Source organism: Undibacterium pigrum (assembly GCF_003201815.1).
In the GTDB taxonomy this organism is placed as follows: Bacteria; Pseudomonadota; Gammaproteobacteria; order Burkholderiales; family Burkholderiaceae_D; genus Undibacterium; species Undibacterium pigrum.
The window spans coordinates 780,852-802,743 of the sequence record NZ_QJKB01000001.1; the positions used below are offsets into that span (position 1 = coordinate 780,852).

Annotated in this window: 18 protein-coding genes; 7 read left to right on the top strand and 11 right to left on the bottom strand. The window is 48.9% G+C overall.

The window, feature by feature from the left end; translation table 11 throughout:
- From DFR42_RS03385 to rpsB, 6 genes are all read right to left on the bottom strand, one after another.
- Positions 1 to 822, bottom strand: a complete 822-nt coding sequence (locus DFR42_RS03385; RefSeq protein ID WP_110253513.1) for a phosphatidate cytidylyltransferase — start codon at positions 820 to 822, stop codon at positions 1 to 3.
- Positions 822 to 1,601, bottom strand: a complete 780-nt coding sequence (locus DFR42_RS03390; protein ID WP_110253514.1) for an undecaprenyl pyrophosphate synthase — start codon at positions 1,599 to 1,601, stop codon at positions 822 to 824. The genes DFR42_RS03385 and DFR42_RS03390 overlap by 1 nt, the downstream gene beginning before the upstream one ends.
- Before the next feature lie 35 nt (positions 1,602 to 1,636).
- Positions 1,637 to 2,197, bottom strand: coding sequence for a ribosome recycling factor (frr, locus tag DFR42_RS03395; protein WP_110253515.1), 561 nt, complete (start codon positions 2,195 to 2,197; stop codon positions 1,637 to 1,639).
- Between the two features lie 85 nt (positions 2,198 to 2,282).
- Positions 2,283 to 2,999 (bottom strand): UMP kinase, encoded by a 717-nt coding sequence (pyrH, locus tag DFR42_RS03400; protein ID WP_110253516.1) that lies wholly within the window; start codon positions 2,997 to 2,999, stop codon positions 2,283 to 2,285.
- Between the two features lie 257 nt (positions 3,000 to 3,256).
- Positions 3,257 to 4,138, bottom strand: coding sequence for a translation elongation factor Ts (gene tsf / locus DFR42_RS03405; protein ID WP_110253517.1), 882 nt, complete (start codon positions 4,136 to 4,138; stop codon positions 3,257 to 3,259).
- A 136-nt stretch (positions 4,139 to 4,274) separates the two neighbouring features.
- Complete coding sequence (gene rpsB / locus DFR42_RS03410) at positions 4,275 to 5,021, bottom strand: 30S ribosomal protein S2 (RefSeq protein ID WP_110253518.1); 747 nt, start codon at positions 5,019 to 5,021, stop codon at positions 4,275 to 4,277.
- A 378-nt stretch (positions 5,022 to 5,399) separates the two neighbouring features.
- Between rpsB and map the strand changes: the two genes are divergently transcribed.
- The 3 genes from map (at position 5,400) to DFR42_RS03425 (ending at position 9,649) form a co-directional block, all read left to right on the top strand.
- Positions 5,400 to 6,239: a type I methionyl aminopeptidase gene (gene map, locus DFR42_RS03415; protein ID WP_110253519.1), complete on the top strand. Its 840-nt coding sequence runs from the start codon at positions 5,400 to 5,402 to the stop codon at positions 6,237 to 6,239.
- Between the two features lie 22 nt (positions 6,240 to 6,261).
- A complete protein-coding gene (locus DFR42_RS03420; RefSeq protein WP_110253520.1) occupies positions 6,262 to 8,814 on the top strand; it encodes a [protein-PII] uridylyltransferase in 2,553 nt (850 codons plus the stop codon).
- An 88-nt stretch (positions 8,815 to 8,902) separates the two neighbouring features.
- Complete coding sequence (locus tag DFR42_RS03425; protein ID WP_110253521.1) at positions 8,903 to 9,649, top strand: pseudouridine synthase; 747 nt, start codon at positions 8,903 to 8,905, stop codon at positions 9,647 to 9,649.
- 67 nt (positions 9,650 to 9,716) lie between these two features.
- Here the strand turns inward: DFR42_RS03425 and def are convergent, their stop codons facing one another.
- The 5 genes from def to smc form a co-directional block, all read right to left on the bottom strand.
- On the bottom strand, positions 9,717 to 10,250 hold the full coding sequence (gene def, locus DFR42_RS03430) for a peptide deformylase (protein WP_425450862.1): 534 nt from the start codon (positions 10,248 to 10,250) through the stop codon (positions 9,717 to 9,719).
- A 74-nt stretch (positions 10,251 to 10,324) separates the two neighbouring features.
- Entirely contained in the window at positions 10,325 to 11,200 is an 876-nt protein-coding gene (gene galU, locus DFR42_RS03435) for a UTP--glucose-1-phosphate uridylyltransferase GalU (protein WP_110253523.1), read from the bottom strand.
- A gap of 1 nt (position 11,201) precedes the next feature.
- Complete coding sequence (ligA, locus tag DFR42_RS03440) at positions 11,202 to 13,259, bottom strand: NAD-dependent DNA ligase LigA (protein WP_110253524.1); 2,058 nt, start codon at positions 13,257 to 13,259, stop codon at positions 11,202 to 11,204.
- A 12-nt stretch (positions 13,260 to 13,271) separates the two neighbouring features.
- Positions 13,272 to 14,354 carry a cell division protein ZipA C-terminal FtsZ-binding domain-containing protein gene (locus tag DFR42_RS03445; RefSeq protein ID WP_110253525.1) on the bottom strand — a complete coding sequence of 361 codons (1,083 nt, stop codon included), beginning with the start codon at positions 14,352 to 14,354 and terminating at the stop codon, positions 13,272 to 13,274.
- A complete protein-coding gene (gene smc, locus DFR42_RS03450; RefSeq protein WP_110253526.1) occupies positions 14,351 to 17,875 on the bottom strand; it encodes a chromosome segregation protein SMC in 3,525 nt (1,174 codons plus the stop codon). The genes DFR42_RS03445 and smc overlap by 4 nt, the downstream gene beginning before the upstream one ends.
- A gap of 304 nt (positions 17,876 to 18,179) precedes the next feature.
- Between smc and dapC the strand changes: the two genes are divergently transcribed.
- From dapC to DFR42_RS03470, 4 genes are all read left to right on the top strand, one after another.
- Positions 18,180 to 19,412 carry a succinyldiaminopimelate transaminase gene (gene dapC, locus DFR42_RS03455; RefSeq protein ID WP_110253527.1) on the top strand — a complete coding sequence of 411 codons (1,233 nt, stop codon included), beginning with the start codon at positions 18,180 to 18,182 and terminating at the stop codon, positions 19,410 to 19,412.
- A 73-nt stretch (positions 19,413 to 19,485) separates the two neighbouring features.
- Positions 19,486 to 20,313 carry a 2,3,4,5-tetrahydropyridine-2,6-dicarboxylate N-succinyltransferase gene (dapD, locus tag DFR42_RS03460; RefSeq protein ID WP_110253528.1) on the top strand — a complete coding sequence of 276 codons (828 nt, stop codon included), beginning with the start codon at positions 19,486 to 19,488 and terminating at the stop codon, positions 20,311 to 20,313.
- A gap of 59 nt (positions 20,314 to 20,372) precedes the next feature.
- Complete coding sequence (locus DFR42_RS03465; RefSeq protein ID WP_245936816.1) at positions 20,373 to 21,515, top strand: PilT/PilU family type 4a pilus ATPase; 1,143 nt, start codon at positions 20,373 to 20,375, stop codon at positions 21,513 to 21,515.
- 3 nt (positions 21,516 to 21,518) lie between these two features.
- Positions 21,519 to 21,890 (top strand): ArsC family reductase, encoded by a 372-nt coding sequence (locus DFR42_RS03470; RefSeq protein ID WP_110253530.1) that lies wholly within the window; start codon positions 21,519 to 21,521, stop codon positions 21,888 to 21,890.
- Positions 21,891 to 21,892: the final 2 nt, after the last annotated feature.

Genomic DNA, 21,892 nt, shown 5'->3' on the forward strand with positions numbered 1-21,892 from the left:
TTATCGCCACAAGTCTACTAATGCAGCAAGAGGAAGAACAGGAATCAAGGCATCTATTCTATCCAGTACACCACCATGGCCAGGCAACAGATTACTACTATCTTTCATGCCAACACGACGCTTGAGGGATGATTCAAACAAATCCCCTACTACACTGGCTGCTGTGATTAAAGTCATGGCAGCAATGAAGATGAGCCAGCCTTTTCTGGAGAGCAATTGTGCGGTAAAAGTATTTTGCAAGGCAGGAATAAAACTGGTCGCCGTAGCCAGTATCAATACAAAAATCCAGCCTCCAATAGCCCCCTCCCAGGATTTGCCCGGAGATATGCTTGGTGCAAGCTTGTGTTTGCCAAAGGCTTTGCCAGAGAAATAAGCAGCAATGTCGGCAACCCAGACAATCGCCATGACAGAAAACAGATACATGGGTGACTGCTGCTGGAAGAAAACAGCAATCGCCACAAAGCAGGCAAAGATACTGATGCCATACAGGGTGCTCAAAATACCGCTGGAAAAATTATGTGCCTGTGGCAAGCCCCTGGCTAAAGTCGGAACCAGTCTGAGTGCCCAGAAAGCGGTGCTCAGAGCAAATAACAGGAGATAGGAAAAATCTTTTAGATGGAACAGGCAATATGCCAGCAAACCTGTCCAAAGTACAGTCATGACGATAGTGCCAGGCTTTTTGAATAAACGCTGACACTCCCACATGGCGGCTGCAAAAAATGCCAGTGCCAACGCTGTAAAAGCATAAAAATTCGCTGAATACAGCACTGGCAGCAAGATCGCCAACAGAACCAGGGCAGTCAATACACGGGTTTTTAGCATTACTTGCTTTCTTGTGTGGAAGTTTGTTCGGTCACTTGCGCACTGGTCCTGCCAAAACGACGTTCGCGGTTTTGGTAAGATTGTATAGAGGTATCCAGCGCTGCCGCATCAAAATCTGGCCAAAAGGTATCCGTAAAATAGAATTCACTATACGCAAGTTGCCACAGCAGGAAATTGGAAATACGCGTTTCCCCGCCGGTACGGATAAACAAATCAGGCTCAGGTGCATATGCCATGGAAAGATAGGCAGAAAGCTGATCCTCCGTCACGTCCTGCCCTGATTGTCCAGCAGCAATGCGATCTTTTTGTAGCCGGTTCATGGCTTGGATAATGTCCCAACGGCCACCGTAATTTGCACAAATGGTCACTGTAAGCCCTTGATTATTTGCTGTTTTTTCTTCGGCAGCAGTAATCATTTTCTGCAAATGCGCATCAAAACGAGTGAGGTCGCCAACCACTTTCAAACGTATATTATTCGCATGCATCTTGGCCACCTCTTTTTCAAGAGCTGTGACAAACAAACGCATCAATAATGATACTTCTTCAGCAGGCCGGCGCCAGTTTTCTGAACTGAAGGCAAACAGGGTCAGATAAGAAACGCCGCGCTTGGCGCAGGCCTCAACCATCCCCCTGACCGCCTCCACGCCCTTGACATGACCAGCGACACGCGGCAAAAAGCGCTTGGTTGCCCAGCGCCCGTTGCCGTCCATGATAATTGCTATGTGTTTAGGAATTGCGCCAACTGCCGGAATTTCCTTGGTGGAACTTGTATGGGTCATGTAAATCCAGAATGTGTTGATACGCGGGAGACGACTTATACTGTCAACACTTCTTTTTCTTTGTCTGCCAGCAGCTTGTCCACTTCAGCAACAAACTTGTCTGTCAATTTCTGGATATCATCTTGCGCACGACGCTCATCATCTTCAGAGCATTCTTTTTCTTTAAGCAACTTCTTCAGGGATTCATTGGAATCACGACGAATATTACGAATAGCGATCTTGGCGCTCTCACCTTCTGTCTTGACCAGCTTGACCATTTCCTTGCGGCGCTCTTCAGTCAACGGCGGTGTTGGCACGCGAATCAGCTCACCCTGAGATGATGGATTCAGACCCAGATCAGCATCACGAATTGCTTTTTCAATCGCATTCAGCATCTTCTTTTCCCAAGGCTGCACACCAATGGTGCGGGCATCGATCAAAGTGACATTGGCAACTTGTGTGATGTGGGTAGGTGTGCCGTAGTAATCAACCTGGACGTGATCCAGAATGCCGGTGTGGGCACGGCCTGTGCGAACTTTGGATAAATCAGCCTTCAAAGTCTCGATAGACTTTTGCATACGCTGGTCAGAACTTTTTTTAATATCTGCTACGCTCATGGCGCTCTCCTGTACATCTTGGCATGAGCAACGGGTCTTGCCGTGCTCCTTGCCGAATTAATATGAAACAATCCAAAGTGCAGGATTATACGTGCACTAAGGTGCCTTCGTCTGCCCCCAGAATGACATTCTTCAATGCGCCTGGTTTAATAATGGAAAATACCTTGATAGGCAGTTTCTGATCGCGGCAAAGAGCGAAGGCTGTTGCATCCATTACCTGCAGGTGACGGGCGATGGCCTCATCAAATGAAATCGTCGTATAACGCGTTGCAGCAGGATCTTTTTTAGGATCAGCTGTGTAAACGCCATCAACCTTGGTTGCCTTCAAGACGATTTCGGCACCGATTTCCGAGCCGCGCAAAGCTGCTGCAGTGTCGGTAGTAAAGAAGGGATTGCCAGTGCCGGCGGCAAATACGATAACCTTGCCTTCTTCCAGATATTGCAATGCTTTTGGACGCACATAAGGCTCGACGACCTGGTCAATAGCGATAGCTGACATGACGCGTGAGGTCAGGCCAACCTGGCGCATGGCATCAGATAAAGCCAGGGCATTCATGACGGTAGCGAGCATACCCATGTAGTCTGCAGTTGCCCTGTCCATGCCTTGCGCACCAGGTGCCACGCCACGGAAGATATTGCCGCCACCAATAACGATGGCCAGTTCTACGCCCATCCTTGATACTTCGGCCACATCGGCCACCATGCGCTCTATCGTCGCACGATTAATGCCAAACGGATCATCGCCCATCAGGGCTTCGCCAGAGAGCTTCAAGAGCACACGCTTGTAAGCAGGTTTTGTCATGATAGGACTCCTTCTGGTAGTTTAAATAGTTTAAAAGAAATGCGTACTGGATGAAACAGCCTGGATAAGGCTCTTCAATAACCATTTGATTTGTAAACTAGCCCGGTCAGGCAATATACAAAGCAAATGGAGCACTACCCACTTATCACCCACTCATATTTACACCTGAATACATAAATTTGATGCTCAGACACAAATACTTACAATCGCTGGATTTAAAAAAACGGGCCTTTCGGCCCGTTTTTTTATTTCGCCAATTACGCTTGTTTTGCTGCGGCCACTTGCGCGGCCACTTCTGCGGCGAAGTCATCTTGCTTCTTCTCAATGCCCTCACCAACTACGAACATGGTGAATGCCTTTACAGTTGTATTCACAGATTTCAACATCTGTTCAACTGTTTGCTTGTCATTCTTAACGAATGTTTGATTCAGTAAAGAAACTTCCTTCAGGAATTTCTGTACGGAACCTTCAACCATTTTTTCAGCGATATCTGCTGGCTTACCGGATTCTGCTGCTTTCAGAGCTGCTACAGAGCGCTCTTTTTCGATCAATTCAGCAGGTACTTGGTCAGAAGACAGGGATACTGGCTTCATTGCAGCGATGTGCATCGCTACGTCTTTACCAACTTGTTCATCCGCGCCGTCAAATTCAACAACCACGCCGATACGTGTGCCATGCAGGTAAGAAACCAGTTTAGCTGTAGTATCAAAACGAACAAAGCGACGGAAAGACATGTTTTCGCCGATTTTACCAACCAGTGCTGCGCGCACTTCTTCAACTGTTTTGCCATCCAGTGGCAATGCACCCAAAGCTGCGATATCAGCAGGATTGTGTTCGGCGATCAGTTTTGCACAAGTATTTGCCAGTGCCAGGAAGTCATCATTCTTGGTGACGAAGTCTGTTTCGCAGTTAACTTCGATCAGGGAGCCGACGTTGCCAGAGATGAAAGATGCGACTACGCCTTCTGCAGTAATACGGGAAGATGCTTTGGAAGCTTTGCTGCCCAGTTTTACACGCAGAATCTCTTCCGCACGGTCCATATCGCCTTCTGCTTCTGTCAGCGCTTTTTTGCATTCCATCATTGGCGCATCTGTTTTTGCGCGCAGTGCACCTACCAAAGCTGCTGTAATCGCTGCCATGTCATTCTCCTAGTTCAAGGGTGTTTAAAAAACACCGATATCAAATTTTGTTTAAAAAAAAGGGCGAACGACTGTTGCCCCATTTTTTGTTTCAAGCCACCATCGGCAGCTTGAAACCATGTGCCAGAACAGGCAATTAAGCTTGTTCTACTTCTACAAACTCATCAGAACCTGGCTTAACAGCTTCCAAAACTTCGTTTACTGCGTTTGCACGGCCTTCCAGGATGGAATCGGCAACACCGCGAGCATACAAAGCGATTGCTTTGGAGGAGTCATCATTACCTGGGATGATGTATGCAACACCTTCTGGGGAGTGGTTAGTATCAACCACGCCGATAACCGGGATACCCAGTTTCGCTGCTTCAGTGATCGCACCTTTGTGGTAGCCAACGTCAACCACGAAAATTGCATCAGGAACGCCGCCCATATCCTTGATACCACCGATGGATTTTTGCAGCTTGATCATTTCGCGCTGGAACATCAGGGCTTCTTTTTTGGACAGTTTCTCAACAGAACCGTCTTCGATGGAAGCTTCCATGTCTTTCAGGCGTTTGATGGATGTTTTGACTGTTTTGAAGTTAGTCAACATACCACCCAACCAGCGCTGATCAACGAAAGGCATGCCAGCACGTTGTGCTTCTGCTGCGATGATGTCACGGGATTGACGCTTGGTGCCAACCATCAGCACTGTGCCGCGATTGGAAGACAATTGACGGATGTACTTCATCGCGTCCTGGTACATTGCCAGTGTTTTTTCCAGGTTAACGATATGAATCTTGTTGCGATGGCCGAAGATGTACGGTGCCATTTTTGGGTTCCAAAAACGGGTTTGGTGACCAAAGTGCACACCAGCTTCCAGCATTTCACGCATTGTTACAGACATAATAACTCCAGGGTTAGGTCTTGAATCCAGCCAGTGATCTGAGCGAATTAATATTTACTATTAATTTAAACGCTGCAAGACACCCTTTTCGACCGGATTCGATTGATAAAAAATTAATTAGCAAGTACCGTATTTCTATACATCTACAAGCTAACCATCTATTCTACTATGAAAACTGCATTTCCCTCAAGTGCTGCGTTTAAGAGGTAGTCGCTGAGGTGGCGCCAGGGCAATGCGACAGGCCCTTTCATAGACTATAATTGTGGTTTTGCAACACGATTCTGCAACACTTCGCAATTTTACTCAGATCAGGGCTTAGCCACTCAATGAATCTGACTCCGCCAGGCAGAAATGCCGGGGCAATGTCAGCAATTCACTATGCAAGCCCTGGCAAACGACAAGAAACGTATGGAAGCTATCACTATAAAGACGCCGGAAGATATCGCCGGCATGCGCATCGCCGGCAAACTGGCTTCGGAAGTCCTTGATTACATTACCCCATTTGTCAAAGTAGGCATCAGCACGGGTGAACTTGATCGCTTATGCCACGAATTCATGGTCAATGTGCAAGGCGCCATCCCTGCCCCGCTGAACTACTGCCCACCAGGCTACACACCTTATCCAAAAGCGATTTGCACATCAGTCAATGATGTCATTTGCCATGGTATACCAGGCGATAAAGTCCTCAAAGATGGCGACTCAGTCAATCTGGATATTACTGTCATCAAAAACGGGTACCATGGCGACACCAGCCGCATGTTCTTGCTGGGTGAACCGTCCATTTTGTCCAAGCGCCTGAGTGCCATCACTTATGAATGCATGTGGCTGGGCATAGATAAAATCAAACCAGGCGCCCATCTGGGTGATATCGGCCACGTCATACAACAACATGCTGAAAGAGCTGGCTATAGCATCGTGCGCGAATTTTGCGGTCACGGCATAGGCAAGATTTTCCATGAAGCGCCACAAGTCATGCATTACGGCAAGCCAGGCACTATGGAAAAATTATTGCCAGGCATGATTTTCACGGTAGAGCCCATGGTTAACGCTGGTCGCCGCGATATCAAGGAAATGCCGGATGGCTGGACCATCAAAACCAAGGATCGCAGCCTCTCGGCCCAGTGGGAGCATACCGTTCTGGTCACTGAAACCGGTTATGAAGTGTTGACTTTGTCGGCAGGCTATCCGCCTATTCCAGATTTCATCAAACTCGCTTAAATTCGATTAAGGCTCTGGCCACATGCAGACACCGGCACTCTCTTTCAAGGAAGAGCTGAAATCAGCGCAACTGATCGTTATCAATGCGTTCAAGGAAAATCATAAGGCAGAGCAACTGCTGCATGATTTGTGCCGGAATGTCGATCAGCAGCTTAGCAAAATCTGGCGTTATTTTGATTTTCCGAAAGAGGCAGCACTGGTAGCTGTCGGTGGCTATGGTCGTGGTGAGTTGTTCCCCTACTCCGACGTCGACGTCCTGATTTTACTGCAGCAAAGGCCAGACGCAGCCTTTCGCGACAAGCTGGAAAAACTGGTACAACTTTTCTGGGATATAGGCCTGGATATAGGCCACAGCATACGCACCATTGATGAATGCATGCAGGAATCTGCAGCAGATATTACTGTGCAAACCAGCCTGCTGGAAGCACGCCTGGTTACTGGTAGCCGTAAACTATTCAAGGAAATGCAGCAGCAGTATGCGGAAGCCATGCAGCCGCAAAAGTTTTTCCAGGAAAAACTCCTGGAACTGCAACAGCGCCACGTCAAATATGAAGATACACCCTATAGCCTGGAGCCAAACTGTAAGGAAAGCCCGGGCGGACTGAGGGACTTGCAAGTCATACTGTGGGTCGCCAAGGCAGCAAATCTAGGCAATTCCTGGCGTGAACTGGCAGAACGTGGCCTGATCACTGATGCTGAAGCACGTCAGTTGAAACGCAATGAACGTGCCTTCAAAGACATACGCATACGACTGCATATCCATGCAGGCCGTCGTGAAGATCGCCTGATTTTTGATATACAGACGCCGATAGCAGAAACCTTTGGCTTCAAGACCACAGAATCCAGACGCGCCAGCGAATACCTGATGCAGCGCTATTACTGGGCTGCCAAGGCGGTTACCCAACTCAATACGGTATTGCTGCAAAATATCGAAGCAGTATTGTTTCCTCAGCCCTCAGTACCACGCCCCATCAATGAACACTTCAATGAGGTGAATGGCTTCATAGATATCGCGAGAGATGATACCTTTGAAGCAAATCCATCGACCATACTGGAAGTATTTTTGGCCATGGCCAGACATGGTGAACTCAAGGGCATGACAGCCAGGACCTTACGCGCACTATGGCATGCGCGCTTGCTGATTGATGCTGAATTCCGGCATGACATTTTCAATAGATCATTGTTCCTGCAAATTCTGCAATCGCCACAAGGCATCACGCATGCTTTGAGGCGTATGAATCAGATGAGCATACTCGGGCGCTATCTGCCGAATTTCCGTCGCATCATAGGCCAGATGCAACACGATCTGTTTCATGCATACACGGTAGATCAGCATATCCTCATGGTAGTACGCAATTTGCGCCGTTTTACCATGCCTGAGCATGCGCATGAATATCCCTTCTGCAGCCAGTTGATGGCCAACTTCAATCAACCCTGGGTTTTGTATATTGCGGCTTTATTCCACGATATCGCCAAGGGACGTGGTGGCGATCATTCGCTGCTAGGCATGGCAGACGCCAAAAAATTCTGTTACGACCATGGACTGAGCAAGGCCAACACCGAACTGATCATCTTTCTGGTTGAAAAACACCTTACCATGTCGCATGTGGCACAAAAGCAGGATTTGTCAGATCCTGACGTCGTGCAAAATTTTGCCAATGTGGTCAAGGATGAGCGCCATCTCACCGCCTTGTATTTGCTGACGGTATCAGATATCCGTGGCACCAGCCCTAAGGTCTGGAATGCCTGGAAAGGCAAGTTGCTGGAAGACTTGTACCGTATGACCCTGCGTGTACTGGGCGGCGAAACGCCCAGCAAGGACAGGGAACTGAAGAATCGGCAGGAAGATGCATTAAAAGCTCTGCGCTTGTATGGCCTGGCACCTGATGCGCATGAAAAATTCTGGCAGCAGCTTGATGTTGCCTACTTCCTGCGTCATGACGCCTCCGACATCGCCTGGCAAACGCGCGCCTTGCATGACCGCATAGACAGCCAGATACCCGTAGTGAAATGTCGGCTGTCACCCATAGGTGAAGGCCTGCAGATTACCGTGTATGTCAAAGATCAGCCTGACTTGTTTGCACGCATCTGCAATTATTTTGACAGCAAGAATTTCGGCATTCTTGATGCAAAAATTCATACCAGCAAGAATGGTTATGCCCTCGATACCTTCCTTGTAATAGAACCGGCTTTTGCCAAAAATTATCGCGACATTATCAATTTGATTGAACACGAATTGATTGAAATTCTGACGCGTCAAACCCCATTGTCTCCGCCAAACCCCGGGCGCTTGTCACGTATGTCACGCACCTTCCCTATCGTGCCAACGGTAGATTTACGGCCTGATGACCGGGGCCAGTATTATTTATTATCCATCTCTGCGAATGACAGAAATGGTTTGCTGTATGCGGTTGCAAATATTCTGACCAAGTATAAAATCAATTTACATACCGCAAAGATCATGACCCTTGGCGAAAGGGTCGAAGACGTTTTCATCGTTGATGGCCAGGCCCTGCAAGGTGCCCGCAGCCAGATACAATTTGAAACCGATTTGCTGGATGCGCTCAGGATCTAAGCGCTGGCAAATATAATACCGCAACCGAATAATCACCATCCTTGCCTGAGCTATAACCAGACCCAGGCAAGACTACTCTAAAAGAATCATGACTGAACTTGTAAGACTCTCCAAACGCATGTCCGAACTTGGCCTTTGCTCCCGCCGCGAGGCCGATGAATGGATAGCCCGTGGCTGGGTCCGGGTCGACGGCACCGTCATCTCTGAGCTGGGTAGCAAGGTATTGCCCCACCAAAAAGTGACGGTGGAAAGACAAGCTGCAGCCGAACAATCCAAACGCGTGACTGTACTCATTAACAAGCCCGTTGGTTTCGTCAGTGGCCAGGCCGAAGATGGCTACACCCCGGCAATCGCCTTGATAAAGCCAGAAAACCGCTGGGCTGAAGACGAGGTTGATACTCAGTTCCACCCTACCCAATTGCGTAGCCTGGTACCTGCTGGCCGTCTGGATATCGATTCAGTCGGTTTGCTGGTATTGACCCAGGATGGCCGCATAGCCAAGCATTTGATTGGTGAAACCACGGTCGTGGAAAAGGAATATCTGGTGCGCGTGCAATACAGCAAACCAGGGCGCTTGCCAGATGCAGACCTGCGCCGCCTGAATCATGGCTTATCTCTCGATGGCAAAAAACTCCTGCCTGCCAAAGTCACCTGGCAAAATGAAGACCAGTTAAATTTCATCCTGCGTGAAGGCAAGAAACGCCAGATCAGACGTATGTGCGACATGGTAGGTCTGAAAGTCATAGGCCTGAAACGTGTGCGCATAGGCAAGATCAAACTGGGTAAATTGCCAGAAGGACAGTGGCGCTATCTGCGGGAAGATGAGCAGTTTTAATCTGTATCATATAAAACAAAAGGGCAAGAATCGACATTCTTGCCCTTTTTGCCTGGAAAACAATAACTCAATCGTCGTCGTTAGGATCAAGCTCAGGAAATAAAACTTCAGTAAAACCAAATTGCGTCAGATCGCGTATGCGCATGGGGTACAAGATGCCATTTAAATGATCGCATTCATGTTGCACCACGCGGGCGTGGAAGCCATCTACATCGCGTGAGATGCGCGTACCGAACTGATCATAGCCTTCATAACGTAGAGCACTCCAGCGTGGCACCAGGCCGCGCATGCCAGGCACGGATAAACAGCCCTCCCACGCGTCATCAGTCTCTTCCGACAAAGGCGTCAATACCGGATTGATGAGCACTGTCTCCGGGACAACAGGCGCATCAGGATAGCGCGGGTTGTTCTTGAAACCGAAAATAACCAGTTGCAGGTTCACGCCTATCTGCGGTGCTGCCAGACCTGCGCCATTAGCAGCAATCATGGTCTCAAACATATCCTTGATAAGCTCATGCAATTCTGGCGTGTTAAACGCAGTCACTTGATCTGCAACTCTTAATAGCCGGGCGTCGCCCATTTTGAGGATAGGATGGATCATGATGCACCAGATGTTTAATAAATGATTTGCATATAAATACGGCCAGATACTGCCTGGCCGTATTTTATTATTACTTATTTCAAGGACTGCAGATATTCAGAGAATTCCGCACTTGTTTCCTTGTGCTTCAAGCCCAAGGCAACGCTGGCCTTCAGATAGCCCAGTTTTGAGCCACAGTCATAACGCGTCGCATTGGGGCGGAAAGCATAGACAGGAAAATCTTTGAGCATGGCAGCAATACCATCAGTCAGTTGGATTTCACCACCAGAACCTTTACCCAGAGTTTCCAAGTAAGAGAAAATACGGCCAGACAAAATATAACGACCAACCACGGCCAGCGTGGACGGTGCTACATCAGGCATAGGTTTTTCAACGATGCCCTGCACTCTTTCCAGACTATCAGTGTAAGGTGTGCCGCTGACGATACCGTACTGGCGGGTAAATTCACGCGGTACATTTTGTACTGCAACAATGCTGCCACCCTCTGCTTCATACTGACGAGCCATCTGTGCCATGACGGAAGGTTGACCAGCATCAGCATCCATCAAGTCATCTGCCAGCAAAACTGCAAACGGATCATCACCAATGACAGGACGAGCACACAAAACTGCATGACCCAAACCGAGCGCTGCTGTCTGGCGTATATAGATGCAGTTGATGTTCTTTGGAATAACGTTTCTGACTAGGTCCAGCAAGGCTTCTTTGCCAGCTGCCTCCAGCTCACTTTCCAGCTCATAGGCTTTATCAAAATGGTCTTCAATCGCCCGTTTATTTCTACCGGTGATGAATACCATTTCAGTAATACCTGCCTCGACTGCTTCTTCAACCGCATACTGTATGAGTGGCTTATCAACGATAGGCAACATCTCTTTTGGCTGCGCTTTGGTGGCCGGCAAAAAACGGCTACCCAAACCTGCCACTGGAAATACGGCTTTTTTAATTTTTCTCATTTCAGCTCCCGGAACAAAGTTGAAGCAATTCTGCTTCTGTCAAAATATTGATACCCAATTCTTGCGCCTTCACCAGCTTGCTACCCGCATCATCACCAGCAACCAGATAACTGGTTTTCTTGGAGACTGATCCTGAGACTTTTCCACCGGCTTTTTCTATAATCTCTGTCGCCTGATCACGGCTCAGCGTAGGCAAAGTACCCGTCAGCACCAACGTCTTGCCTGCCAGGACCTGCTCACCTTTTTCTTGCACTTCGATCGCTGGCCAGTGTATCCCGGATGCCAGCAGTTGCTCTACCAGCTCCACATTGAGCGAATCTGAAAAGAAGCGCAAGATGGATTTTGCTACGACTGGTCCAACATCTGAGACTTCCAATAACTGCTCTTCCGTCGCCTTCATCAATGCGTCTGTATTGCCAAAATGCGCAGCAAGATCTTTTGCTGTCGATTCGCCCACATGGCGTATGCCCAGCGCATAGATAAAGCGCGGAAAACTCGTCAGCTTGGATGTTTCCAGCGCACTCAATACATTTTGAGCAGATTTCTCTGCCATGCGGTCTAGTTCAACCAGCGCGCGCAGACCAAGCTTATACAAATCTGCGGCAGTTGTAACGACATTCTTGTCGACCAACTGATCAATGAGCTGCTCTCCTACACCATCAATATTCATGGCCTTACGTGAAGCAAAGTGCGACAGGCCGCCTTTGCGTTGCGCAGTACATTTTATCCAGCCGCCGCTGCAACGGGCAATTGCTTCATCTTCAGGTTTTTGTATGGGCGAGCCACAAATCGGGCATTCTACTGGCATGACAAACTGGCGTGAGTCTTCCGGACGTTTTTCCAGTATGCTCGCTACAACCTCCGGTATCACATCACCTGCGCGCCGTACAGAAACCGTATCGCCTATGCGAATATCCTTGCGCTGTATCTCTTCCTCATTGTGCAGAGTCGCATTGGTTACAGTGACGCCACCAACAAATACAGGAGCCAGCCTGGCCACGGGTGTGATCGCACCGGTTCTACCAACCTGCACTTCTATATCCAGTACAGTCGTCAGCGCTTCTTGCGCCGGGAATTTGTGAGCGATTGCAAAACGTGGCGCACGTGATACAAAACCAAGTGACTGCTGGCTGGCGAAATCATTGACTTTATAGACCACGCCATCAATCTCATAATCCAGGTTGTCGCGCCTGGTTTGAATAGCCTTGTAAAATTCAAGCAAACCAGAAGCACCACTGACCAGAGCATTTTCTTCACAGACCGGGATGCCTGCCTGTTTATACCAGTCCAGCAAGGCGCGATGAGAAGGCGGCACGCTGATGCCTTCCAGCAAGCCTATGCCATAGGCAAAAAAACGCAAAGTACGTTTAGCAGTAATCTTTGAATCAAGCTGGCGAAGGCTGCCGGCAGCAGCATTGCGCGGATTAGCGAATTCCTTGGCACCAGCATCCCGCTGACGTTGATTGAGTTTTTCAAAGTCGCGTTTGAACATCAATACTTCGCCACGCACATCCAGTATCTTTGGCGGATTATCCATCCGCAAACGCAAGGGAATGCTGCGTATGGTACGAATATTCTCAGTAACATCTTCACCTGTAAAACCATCACCACGCGTCGCTGCCTGCGTAAAGACACCATCGACGTAGCGCAGATTGATGGCCAGTCCATCAAACTTCAAATCTATTGCATAGACAATTTCATTTTGAATATCCAGGCCCTCACGGGCGCGACGGTCAAAATTAATGACATCATCGTCTTCAAAGCCGTTATTCAATGACAGCATGGGCACAGCATGTTGCACCTGACCAAATTCTGGCAAAGGTGCTCCGCCCACCCTGTTAGTAGGTGAATCGACGGTTTTTAATTCGGGATGCGTTTCTTCCAGCCGCTGAAGTTCTGAAAACAATCTGTCATATTCAGCATCGGGCACACTGGGATTATCCAGCACATAATAGGCATGTGCATACCGGTTCAACTCTGCGCGCAGGTTTTCTGCCTGTGCCACTACTGTTGAAGTGTCTGCCGCCTTGGCGGCAGCAGCCAAAAGATCATTCTGCATGTCTGGAATAAATTAACTAAATAATCGCTGGGCACGCAAAGAACCAGCAGGAATCTGCGCCTCTGCCATTGCTGCATAAAATTCATGAACCTGGCCGGATATCTCATCCAGCGCCAATTTGGAGATAGGTTGATTGCCATCATCCACGACCGTGCCGCCCAGACGAGTTGCCAGCGAGCGTGCGCAAGCTGCCATGGCACCAAAACCATCACGTGCAGGGGCAACACAAGGCACATCCAGCAACAAGGTCAGGCGCGAAGTCATGGTTTCACTGACACTGACATTGGTGGACAAGGTGAACAGACTGCCGCCGTCACCATCAGGCATCATCAGGCGACCGTCTGGACGCTGATCAAAGCCCATTTTTTCCAATGCTGCGAGCAAAGTATTCAAGGCCCAAGGTGCACCGTTGGCTGCAATATTCACACTCAGTTGCGCATCATGCTCGGCGACGAATTGATGCAATTCGCGGGCATTGACCATGACCTTGTTCATGTCTGGAATATCCGGATGCGCGCTAAGATTGTCTGCAATCGCCCGCAGTTTCATGATGAATTCAGAATATTCCAATTCATTCAAAGGGCCATTGCGGCTAACCATTTGCACTCCAGCAAACAGGCAAGTATAAGCACCGCCAACGGCAATTACATCGCGCTCGCCGCTATGGCTCTGACCTATGAAATGCACAGGTTTTTTGCCGACATATTTAAGGTCTGCAATTTCTGCCAGGATTTTTTCGCCACGTACCGGTGTTTCAAACTCCAATGGAATCACGCAATCGATTAATTCATCGACTGGCAATTCCTTATCCTGTATCGCTACCGGGGCGTCCATTTCAGTCGCAGCATCTGTATGCATGGGCTCATGATGTTGCGGCACATCTTCAACAGGCTGCACTTCACCATCCAGACTAGGCTCATGCCTGACGATGGAATCCACAGGTGCATCAGGATTCATGAGTACATCATCATGTCCATCGCCAAAAGCATTTTCAACGGTTTTCTTGGCTTTGTATTCTTGCCATTTATTAAAAATCAGGACGCCAACTACCAGCGTTCCACCTATCGCTAACAAACTTATTTGTAGATCTGTCATGCCGCTTGAACCTCAGTAGCAAAATTGACGGCAGATTCCATATCTACCGCCACGATTCGTGAAACCCCCTGTTCTTGCATGGTGACACCAATCAATTGTTGTGCCATTTCCATCGCAATCTTGTTATGGGAGATAAATAAAAATTGTGTGTTTGACGACATGCGTTTCACCATATTACAGAAACGCTCAGTATTTGAGTCATCCAGCGGCGCATCAACCTCATCCAGCAAGCAGAAAGGTGCAGGATTCAACTGGAACATCGAGAAAACCAGTGCCGTTGCCGTCAGGGCTTTTTCACCACCAGACAGCAAATGAATGGTTGCATTCTTCTTGCCAGGTGGCTGCGCCATGACCTGAACGCCAGAGTCCAAAATTTCATCACCCGTCATGATCAGTTTCGCCTGACCGCCACCAAATAAAATCGGGAAAAGCTCAGCGAAATGATGATTTACCTTATCAAAGGTATCCTGCAACAAATCGCGTGTTTCTATATCAATCTTGTGAATGGCATCCTGCAAAGTAGTGATTGCCTCGGTCAGATCAGCATGCTGGGCATCAAGGAAAGTCTTGCGTTCAGTTGCCTGAGCCAACTCGTCAAGAGCAGCCATATTCACTGCACCCAGTGCTGCAATCGCATTGGTCAGGCGGGTAACTTCGCCCTGCAAATAAGAAGGTTTGAGATCATCATGCAGTTTTTGCGCCAGGACTTCTTCATCGACTTCAAAATTGCGTAATTGCTCTGCATATTGTTCCTGGCTCAGACGTGCAGCCTGCTCTTTCAATTGCAATTCAACGATGCGGTCACGTTGTGGTTGCAGGCTACGTTCCACCTGCATTTTGGATTCTTCGTGATGGCGCAGTTGCTGCGTCAGTTGATCCAGTTCATGACGGGCATTCGCCAGCGCCACTTCCTGAGAACTACGCCTGTCCAGCAAATCTTGCAAACCGGCTTGTGCAGTCTGGTCATCCATGGACTCCAGCTCAAGCTGCCCCTGCTGCATGCTGGCAAATAACTGTGCAGATTGTTCCAGCGCCGTTGCAATGCTGCGGCGCAATTCTTCCATTTTGCTGCGGTGGGATTTTTCTGCAAAAGCGGCCTCTTGCGCTGCCAGTTCCAGATCGCGCAGACGCTGTCTGGCTTCATTCAGTTGCTGTTCTTTTTCCAGGTAAGCGGTCTGGCCTTCTTCATGGGTTTCTTGCAGCTCTGCCAGGTCCATGTCCAGTTGCTCAAATTTTTGCTCGGATTCGGCACGGATTTGCTGCTGTTCACCCTCTTGCGCAGCGATTTCTGCCAGATCACTGCCTATCTGGGTGCTGCGCTGATTAAAGCGTTCCTGCACTTCAGACAACTTCATGAATTCGATTTGCAGACTATGGGTAGTCTGTGTAAGGCTACCCACACGCTGGCGCAAGTCTTGCAATTGCTGCGTAGCCTGAGTGTAAGCAGATTCAGAACGTACGGCACGGGTTTTGGATTCGTCTGCCAGCATGTGCTTGGCACGGCATTGCTTGGTGATATTTTCTATTTCTTGCTGACGTCCCAGCACACCATCCTGCTCGGAATCGGATGCATAAAAACGTACACTGGAGCGGGCAATGACATGACCCTGCTTGGTGATAAAACAGGCACCGGCTGGCAATTTAACCCTGTCCATGAAGGCAGAAGTAATGTCCTCGGCGATATACACTTGGTGCAACCAGTCCTGCATCAAACCACGCAAACCTGCATCATTCAATTGCAGCAAGTCGATGAAGGGCTTGAAGCCAGCCAGAGGAATAACTGTTTCTGCCACGATAGTAGGTGCACAAACAGCCAGCTTGGCAGGAGGGGCATCGCCAAAAAAGGCTTTGGCCCAGTCCAGGTTCGACATTTCCAGCGCTGCGGTACGTTCACGCAAGATGGATTCCAGTGCAGTTTCCCAACCAGCTTCGATATGCAGTTTTTGCCAGATTTTTGGCAAGCCACTCAATTCATGTTTTTCCAGCCATGGCTGGACCTTGCCCTGACTCTGTACTTTTTCCTGTAATTGCTTCAGGGCCAGCAGGCGCGCTTCCAGTTGCGCATATTCAGCACTGTCCTGATTCACTTGCTGCTGCGCCTGTTTGCGCTCATCTTCCAGCAAAGGCAAGCGCTCTTGCGCTTCTTCCAGCTGCATGGTGAGCTCTTCCAGCACCTGCTTTTTTTCTTCCAATTGCATCGACAGATTATCCAGATGCGTCGTATCCGGCAATACCAGGCCCTGTTTTTCCTGCATCAGGCGCTCGCGCCGGGTGGCCAGGGTGTTCAGGATATTTGACGCATTGCGCTGATGGGCCGATTCCAGCTCTATCTGCTGCTGCATCTGCATGATTTTGGCGCGTGATTCTGTTGTCTTTAATTGTGACTCACGCCATATTTGCTCCATCGCGGGCAGCTTGTCTTGTTGTTGCTGGCTGACTTCCAGCGCCTGCTCGGCGCGCATGGCCAATTCTTCGACATGAATTTCGCCTTCAGACAAATCATCCTGGAATTGGCGGCTCTGGTTTTGCCATTGATCACGCTGTGCGGTCAGTGACTGCAATTGTGACTGCAAACGGCTGCGCGATTCGATGACGAACTTGATTTGCGCTTCCAGACTGCCAATCTCGGCATTGGTCTGGTACAAATGACCTTGCGCCTGGTGCATGCGGTCGCCGACTGCATAGTGGGCCTGACGCATTTGTTCCAGTTCCAGCTCGACATGGCGCAGCTTGGCTGTTTGTTCTTCGAGGTCGGTCTGGGTCTTTTCTATCTCGGAAAAATGCTTTTTCTGCTCGTTTTCTGCTTCTTTTTTACGCAGCAACCACAGCAATTTTTGCTTTTCTTCCTGATCAGTCTGCAATTCGCGGAATTTATTGGCAACAACGGCTTGTGCACCCAGTTTGTCCAGGTTGTTATTCAATTCGCGCAGAATGTCCTCAACACGTACCAGGTTTTCATGGGTGTCATGGATGCGGTTCTCAGTCTCGCGACGGCGCTCCTTATAACGGGAAACACCAGCAGCTTCTTCGAGGAAAATCCTTAACTCTTCCGGGCGAGCTTCGATAATGCGAGAAATCATGCCCTGGCCGATAATCGCATAGGCGCGCGGCCCCAGCCCGGTACCGAGGAAGATGTCCTGAATATCACGGCGGCGTACTGGCTGGCCGTTGATGTAGTAAGTAGACGTGCCGTCACGCGTCAAGGTGCGCTTGACGGCAATTTCACCGTATTGGCTCCATTGACCGGCAGCTTTGCCCATACTGTTATCAAAAACCAGCTCGACGGATGAGCGGCCAGCGGGTTTGCGGTGGGTAGAACCGTTAAAGATAACGTCCTGCATGGATTCACCGCGCAACTCGGAAGCTTTGGATTCACCCAAAACCCAGCGAACAGCATCAATAATATTGGATTTGCCGCAACCATTAGGGCCAACAACACCAACCAGTTGGCCAGGAACCTGAAAATGGGTGGGATCTACAAAAGATTTAAATCCCGCTAATTTAATAGAAGTTAATCGCACTTTATATAATTTTATTATCTTTTGCAGTCAAATCTACCGCGTATCGTATATATGCCAAGGCCATCAATGCCAGCCGCGTTCCTGTATCGCTGCATCATACCATCGTAAGAGCAAAATTTTCAGTTTTCAAACTTATGACACAATTTACATATTAATCAGTATTTCACGCAAGTACAGTTGAAAGCCTTTCTCTATAGAATCCTCAGGACGCTATAATACGGATTGCAAATAAAAAGCAGCAAAATTCAAGCAGACCAGAGAAATAAGCTAAAAAGCCTGTTTAGCGTCGACAACAATTCGAAAAATGACATTTAATCCCTATCTCAGTAAGTTGCAGCCGTATCCGTTCGAGAAACTGAAGCGCCTGTTTGCCGATGTTGTGCCAAATTCCAAATTTCCAGCCATCAGTCTGGGCATAGGCGAACCCAAGCACCCTACTCCCGCTTTGATCAAGGATGCCATTGTCGACAATATGGCAGGTTTGGCCAGTTACCCATCGACTGCTGGCTCGGATGACCTGCGCAACTCCATTTCTGCCTGGCTGGGACGTCGCTACAATATACCGCCGCTGGATGCAGCAACTCAGATTTTGCCTGTCATCGGTTCACGCGAGGCGTTGTTCGCCCTGGCGCAAACCGTCATAGACCCCAGCGCCTGCAAAAATGGCTTGCCATTAGTGGTATGCCCCAATCCGTTTTATCAGATTTACGAAGGTGCAGCCTATCTGGCCGGGGCTGAGCCCTATTTTGCCAATGCTGACCCGGACCGCAATTTCGCACCTGACTACAAGAGCATCCCTGAATCAGTCTGGCAGCGCGTACAACTGCTGTATATCTGTTCACCGGGCAATCCCACTGGCGCAGTATTGAATCTGGATGACTGGAAAGAGTTATTTGCCCTGTCAGACCGTTATGGTTTTGTTATTGCTGCAGATGAATGCTATTCCGAGATTTATTTCAAGGCCGAAGCACCGTTGGGCAGCTTGCAAGCCGCACGGGTATTGGGCAGAAATGATTATCAACGCCTGATTACCCTGTCCAGCCTGTCCAAACGCTCGAATGTACCTGGCATGCGCTCTGGTTTCGTCGCGGGAGATGCGGAAATCATCAAGAAATTCCTGCTGTACCGGACTTATCATGGTAGTGCCATGAGCCCGAATATACAGGCTGCCTCAGTCGTGGCATGGAATGACGAAGTGCATGTGCAAGAAAACCGCGATAAGTACATACGCAAATTTGCCCAGATCACGCCGATTTTGCAAGAAGTGCTGGACGTAAAACTGCCTGACGCCGCCTTTTACCTGTGGGCAAAAATTCCTGACGCCATGGGTTTATCAGATACAGAATTCGCCCGTCGCCTTTACGAGGAATATAATGTAACAGTTCTGCCTGGCAGCTATCTGGCGCGCGAGGCCCATGGCATTAACCCAGGGCAAAACCGCATACGCATGGCTTTGGTGGCTGAGCCTGAAGAATGCCTGGAAGCAGCTGAGAGGATAGTCAGCTTTTGCAAGAATTTTACTCCGGCAGCAGTCTGATACTGCAGCCAGACAGCAGACACAAGATTATTTCGGTTTTTATTTTTTACATTTTCATTTGAAGACACTCAACATGACTCAACAATTACAGCAAATCATTGATCAAGCCTGGGAAGACCGCACAAATTTCTCACCAAAATCTGCGCCTGCAGAAATCCGCGAAGCAGTTGCCCATGTATTGAGCGAACTTGATGCCGGCACCCTGCGCGTTGCGCAAAAGATTGAAGGTAGCTGGCAAGTCAATCAATGGATCAAAAAAGCTGTATTGCTGTCTTTCCGCCTGGAAGACAATATCACTATGCCTTCTGGCGAACATATGCAGTTCTTTGACAAAGTGCCGACCAAGTTCGCCAATTACACGGCTGAAGATTTCGTCAAAGGCGGCTTCCGCGTGGTGCCGCCTGCAGTTGCACGTCGCGGCAGCTTTATCGCAAAAAATGTGGTGTTGATGCCTTCTTATGTCAATATCGGCGCTTATGTCGATGAAGGCGCGATGGTTGATACCTGGGCGACAGTCGGTTCTTGCGCGCAAATTGGTAAAAACGTGCACTTGTCTGGTGGCGTTGGTATCGGTGGCGTATTGGAACCTATGCAAGCCAACCCAACCATCATCGAAGACAATTGCTTCATCGGTGCACGTTCAGAAATCGTAGAAGGCGTGATCGTTGAAGAAAATTCTGTGATTTCCATGGGCGTGTATATCGGCCAATCGACCAAGATTTATGACCGCGCGACAGGTGAAGTCAGCTATGGCCGTGTACCGTCCGGCTCTGTCGTTGTTTCCGGCAATTTGCCGTCTGCTGATGGTAAATACAGTCTGTATTGTGCAGTGATCGTGAAACGTGTCGATGCACAGACACGCTCCAAAACCAGTATCAATGAATTGTTGCGCGGCGCTTAAGCACTTTTGCGTCTTTTTGTATTTTTATTTTAATAATTAGCTCAGCTTAGGGACACATCATGGCAGCGATGGAGAGGTTATTTCAATTGATGAAGGAAAAACATGCATCTGACATGTTTTTCGCGATGAATTCGCCCATACATTTGAAAATCAATGGCAATCTGCTCCCTATCAATCAGCAGAAGATGGATCAGGCAAATATCCTCTCGCTACTCAGCGAGGTAGTAGAACCTGAACACATGGAGCAACTGGAAGCCGAAAACGAACTCAATGTCGGTATCGGTGCTGCTGGCATAGGCCGCTTCCGTCTTTCGGCGTTCCGTCAGCGCGGCTCTATCTCTGCAGTGTTCCGTTATGTGCCCGGTGATATTCCCAAGCTCGACACCTTGCATCTGCCACCAGTACTGGCTGAGTTGATTATGGAAAAACGTGGTTTGATCTTGTTGGTCGGCTCGACTGGCTCAGGCAAGTCAACCACGATTGCATCCATGCTGGATCACAGGAATGAAGTCAAGACCGGCCATATCCTGACGCTGGAAGACCCGATAGAATTTCTGTTCCGCAGTAAAAAATCCATCGTCAACCAGCGTGAAATTGGCAGCGATTCTGAAAGCCTGAAAACCGCGCTGAAAAACTCTTTGCGTCAGGCGCCAGATTGCATCCTGATTGGCGAGATTCGCGATCTGGAAACCATGATGGCAGCGATTGCTTATGCGCAGTCCGGCCATCTGGTATTGGCGACACTGCATGCGAATAATAGTTACCAGGCTTTGAACCGTATCATCAGTTTCTTCCCTATGGAAACGCGTAGTGCCTTGCTGCTGGATTTGTCTTCTTCCATACGCGCGATTATCTCGCAGCGTCTGATACGCGCCAAAGACGGTGGTCGTGCACCGGCGGTCGAAATCATGCTCAATACCCGTTACGTGGCGGAGTTGATAGAACAAGGCGATATCTTCCAGATCAAGGAAGCAATCGAGAAAAGTTTGTCACCTGGTTCGCAAACATTTGAGCGCGCCCTCATGCATTTGATACGTGAAGGCTTGATCACGCAGGAAGAAGGCCTGGCGAACTCTGACTCTGCCAATAACCTGTTATGGCTGCTGAACAATGAAGCATCCACCGCCGTAGCAGCAAAGCCAGAACCCGAACCAGAAACCAAAGAAGAAGCTTCTTTCACAGAATTTACCCTGAACGTATAAAGTATGACGCGAAGCATTACCCTGTTTGGCATTCCAAACTGTGACACCGTTAAAAAAGCCCGTACCTGGTTGCAAGAGCAGGAACTGGCTTTTGAATTCCATGATTTCAAAAAACATGGCCTGGACCGCGCCGCCATAGAAACATGGCTGGAGCATCAAGGTCTGGATATACTGATCAACCGCAAAGGCACAACCTGGCGTGCGCTCAGCGATGCAGAAAAAGCGTCTGCCGAAGATACGGAACAGGCCATCGCACTCATGCTGGACAAACCATCTGTCATCAAACGCCCGGTATTGCTGATCAATAACGACGGCAAATCGCAAGTGAATGTCGGTTTCTCTGTGCCACAGTACCAGTCCATTTTTCATAAGTAAAC

Coding starts and splice junctions, on each gene's coding strand:
- DFR42_RS03385 (WP_110253513.1), bottom strand. CDS start 822: ATGCTAAAAACCCGTGTATTGACTGCCCTGGTTCTGTTGGCGATCTTG.
- DFR42_RS03390 (WP_110253514.1), bottom strand. CDS start 1,601: ATGACCCATACAAGTTCCACCAAGGAAATTCCGGCAGTTGGCGCAATT.
- frr (WP_110253515.1), bottom strand. CDS start 2,197: ATGAGCGTAGCAGATATTAAAAAAAGTTCTGACCAGCGTATGCAAAAG.
- pyrH (WP_110253516.1), bottom strand. CDS start 2,999: ATGACAAAACCTGCTTACAAGCGTGTGCTCTTGAAGCTCTCTGGCGAA.
- tsf (WP_110253517.1), bottom strand. CDS start 4,138: ATGGCAGCGATTACAGCAGCTTTGGTAGGTGCACTGCGCGCAAAAACA.
- rpsB (WP_110253518.1), bottom strand. CDS start 5,021: ATGTCTGTAACAATGCGTGAAATGCTGGAAGCTGGTGTGCACTTTGGT.
- map (WP_110253519.1), top strand. CDS start 5,400: ATGCAAGCCCTGGCAAACGACAAGAAACGTATGGAAGCTATCACTATA.
- DFR42_RS03420 (WP_110253520.1), top strand. CDS start 6,262: ATGCAGACACCGGCACTCTCTTTCAAGGAAGAGCTGAAATCAGCGCAA.
- DFR42_RS03425 (WP_110253521.1), top strand. CDS start 8,903: ATGACTGAACTTGTAAGACTCTCCAAACGCATGTCCGAACTTGGCCTT.
- def (WP_425450862.1), bottom strand. CDS start 10,250: ATGATCCATCCTATCCTCAAAATGGGCGACGCCCGGCTATTAAGAGTT.
- galU (WP_110253523.1), bottom strand. CDS start 11,200: ATGAGAAAAATTAAAAAAGCCGTATTTCCAGTGGCAGGTTTGGGTAGC.
- ligA (WP_110253524.1), bottom strand. CDS start 13,259: ATGCAGAATGATCTTTTGGCTGCTGCCGCCAAGGCGGCAGACACTTCA.
- DFR42_RS03445 (WP_110253525.1), bottom strand. CDS start 14,354: ATGACAGATCTACAAATAAGTTTGTTAGCGATAGGTGGAACGCTGGTA.
- dapC (WP_110253527.1), top strand. CDS start 18,180: ATGACATTTAATCCCTATCTCAGTAAGTTGCAGCCGTATCCGTTCGAG.
- dapD (WP_110253528.1), top strand. CDS start 19,486: ATGACTCAACAATTACAGCAAATCATTGATCAAGCCTGGGAAGACCGC.
- DFR42_RS03465 (WP_245936816.1), top strand. CDS start 20,373: ATGGCAGCGATGGAGAGGTTATTTCAATTGATGAAGGAAAAACATGCA.
- DFR42_RS03470 (WP_110253530.1), top strand. CDS start 21,519: ATGACGCGAAGCATTACCCTGTTTGGCATTCCAAACTGTGACACCGTT.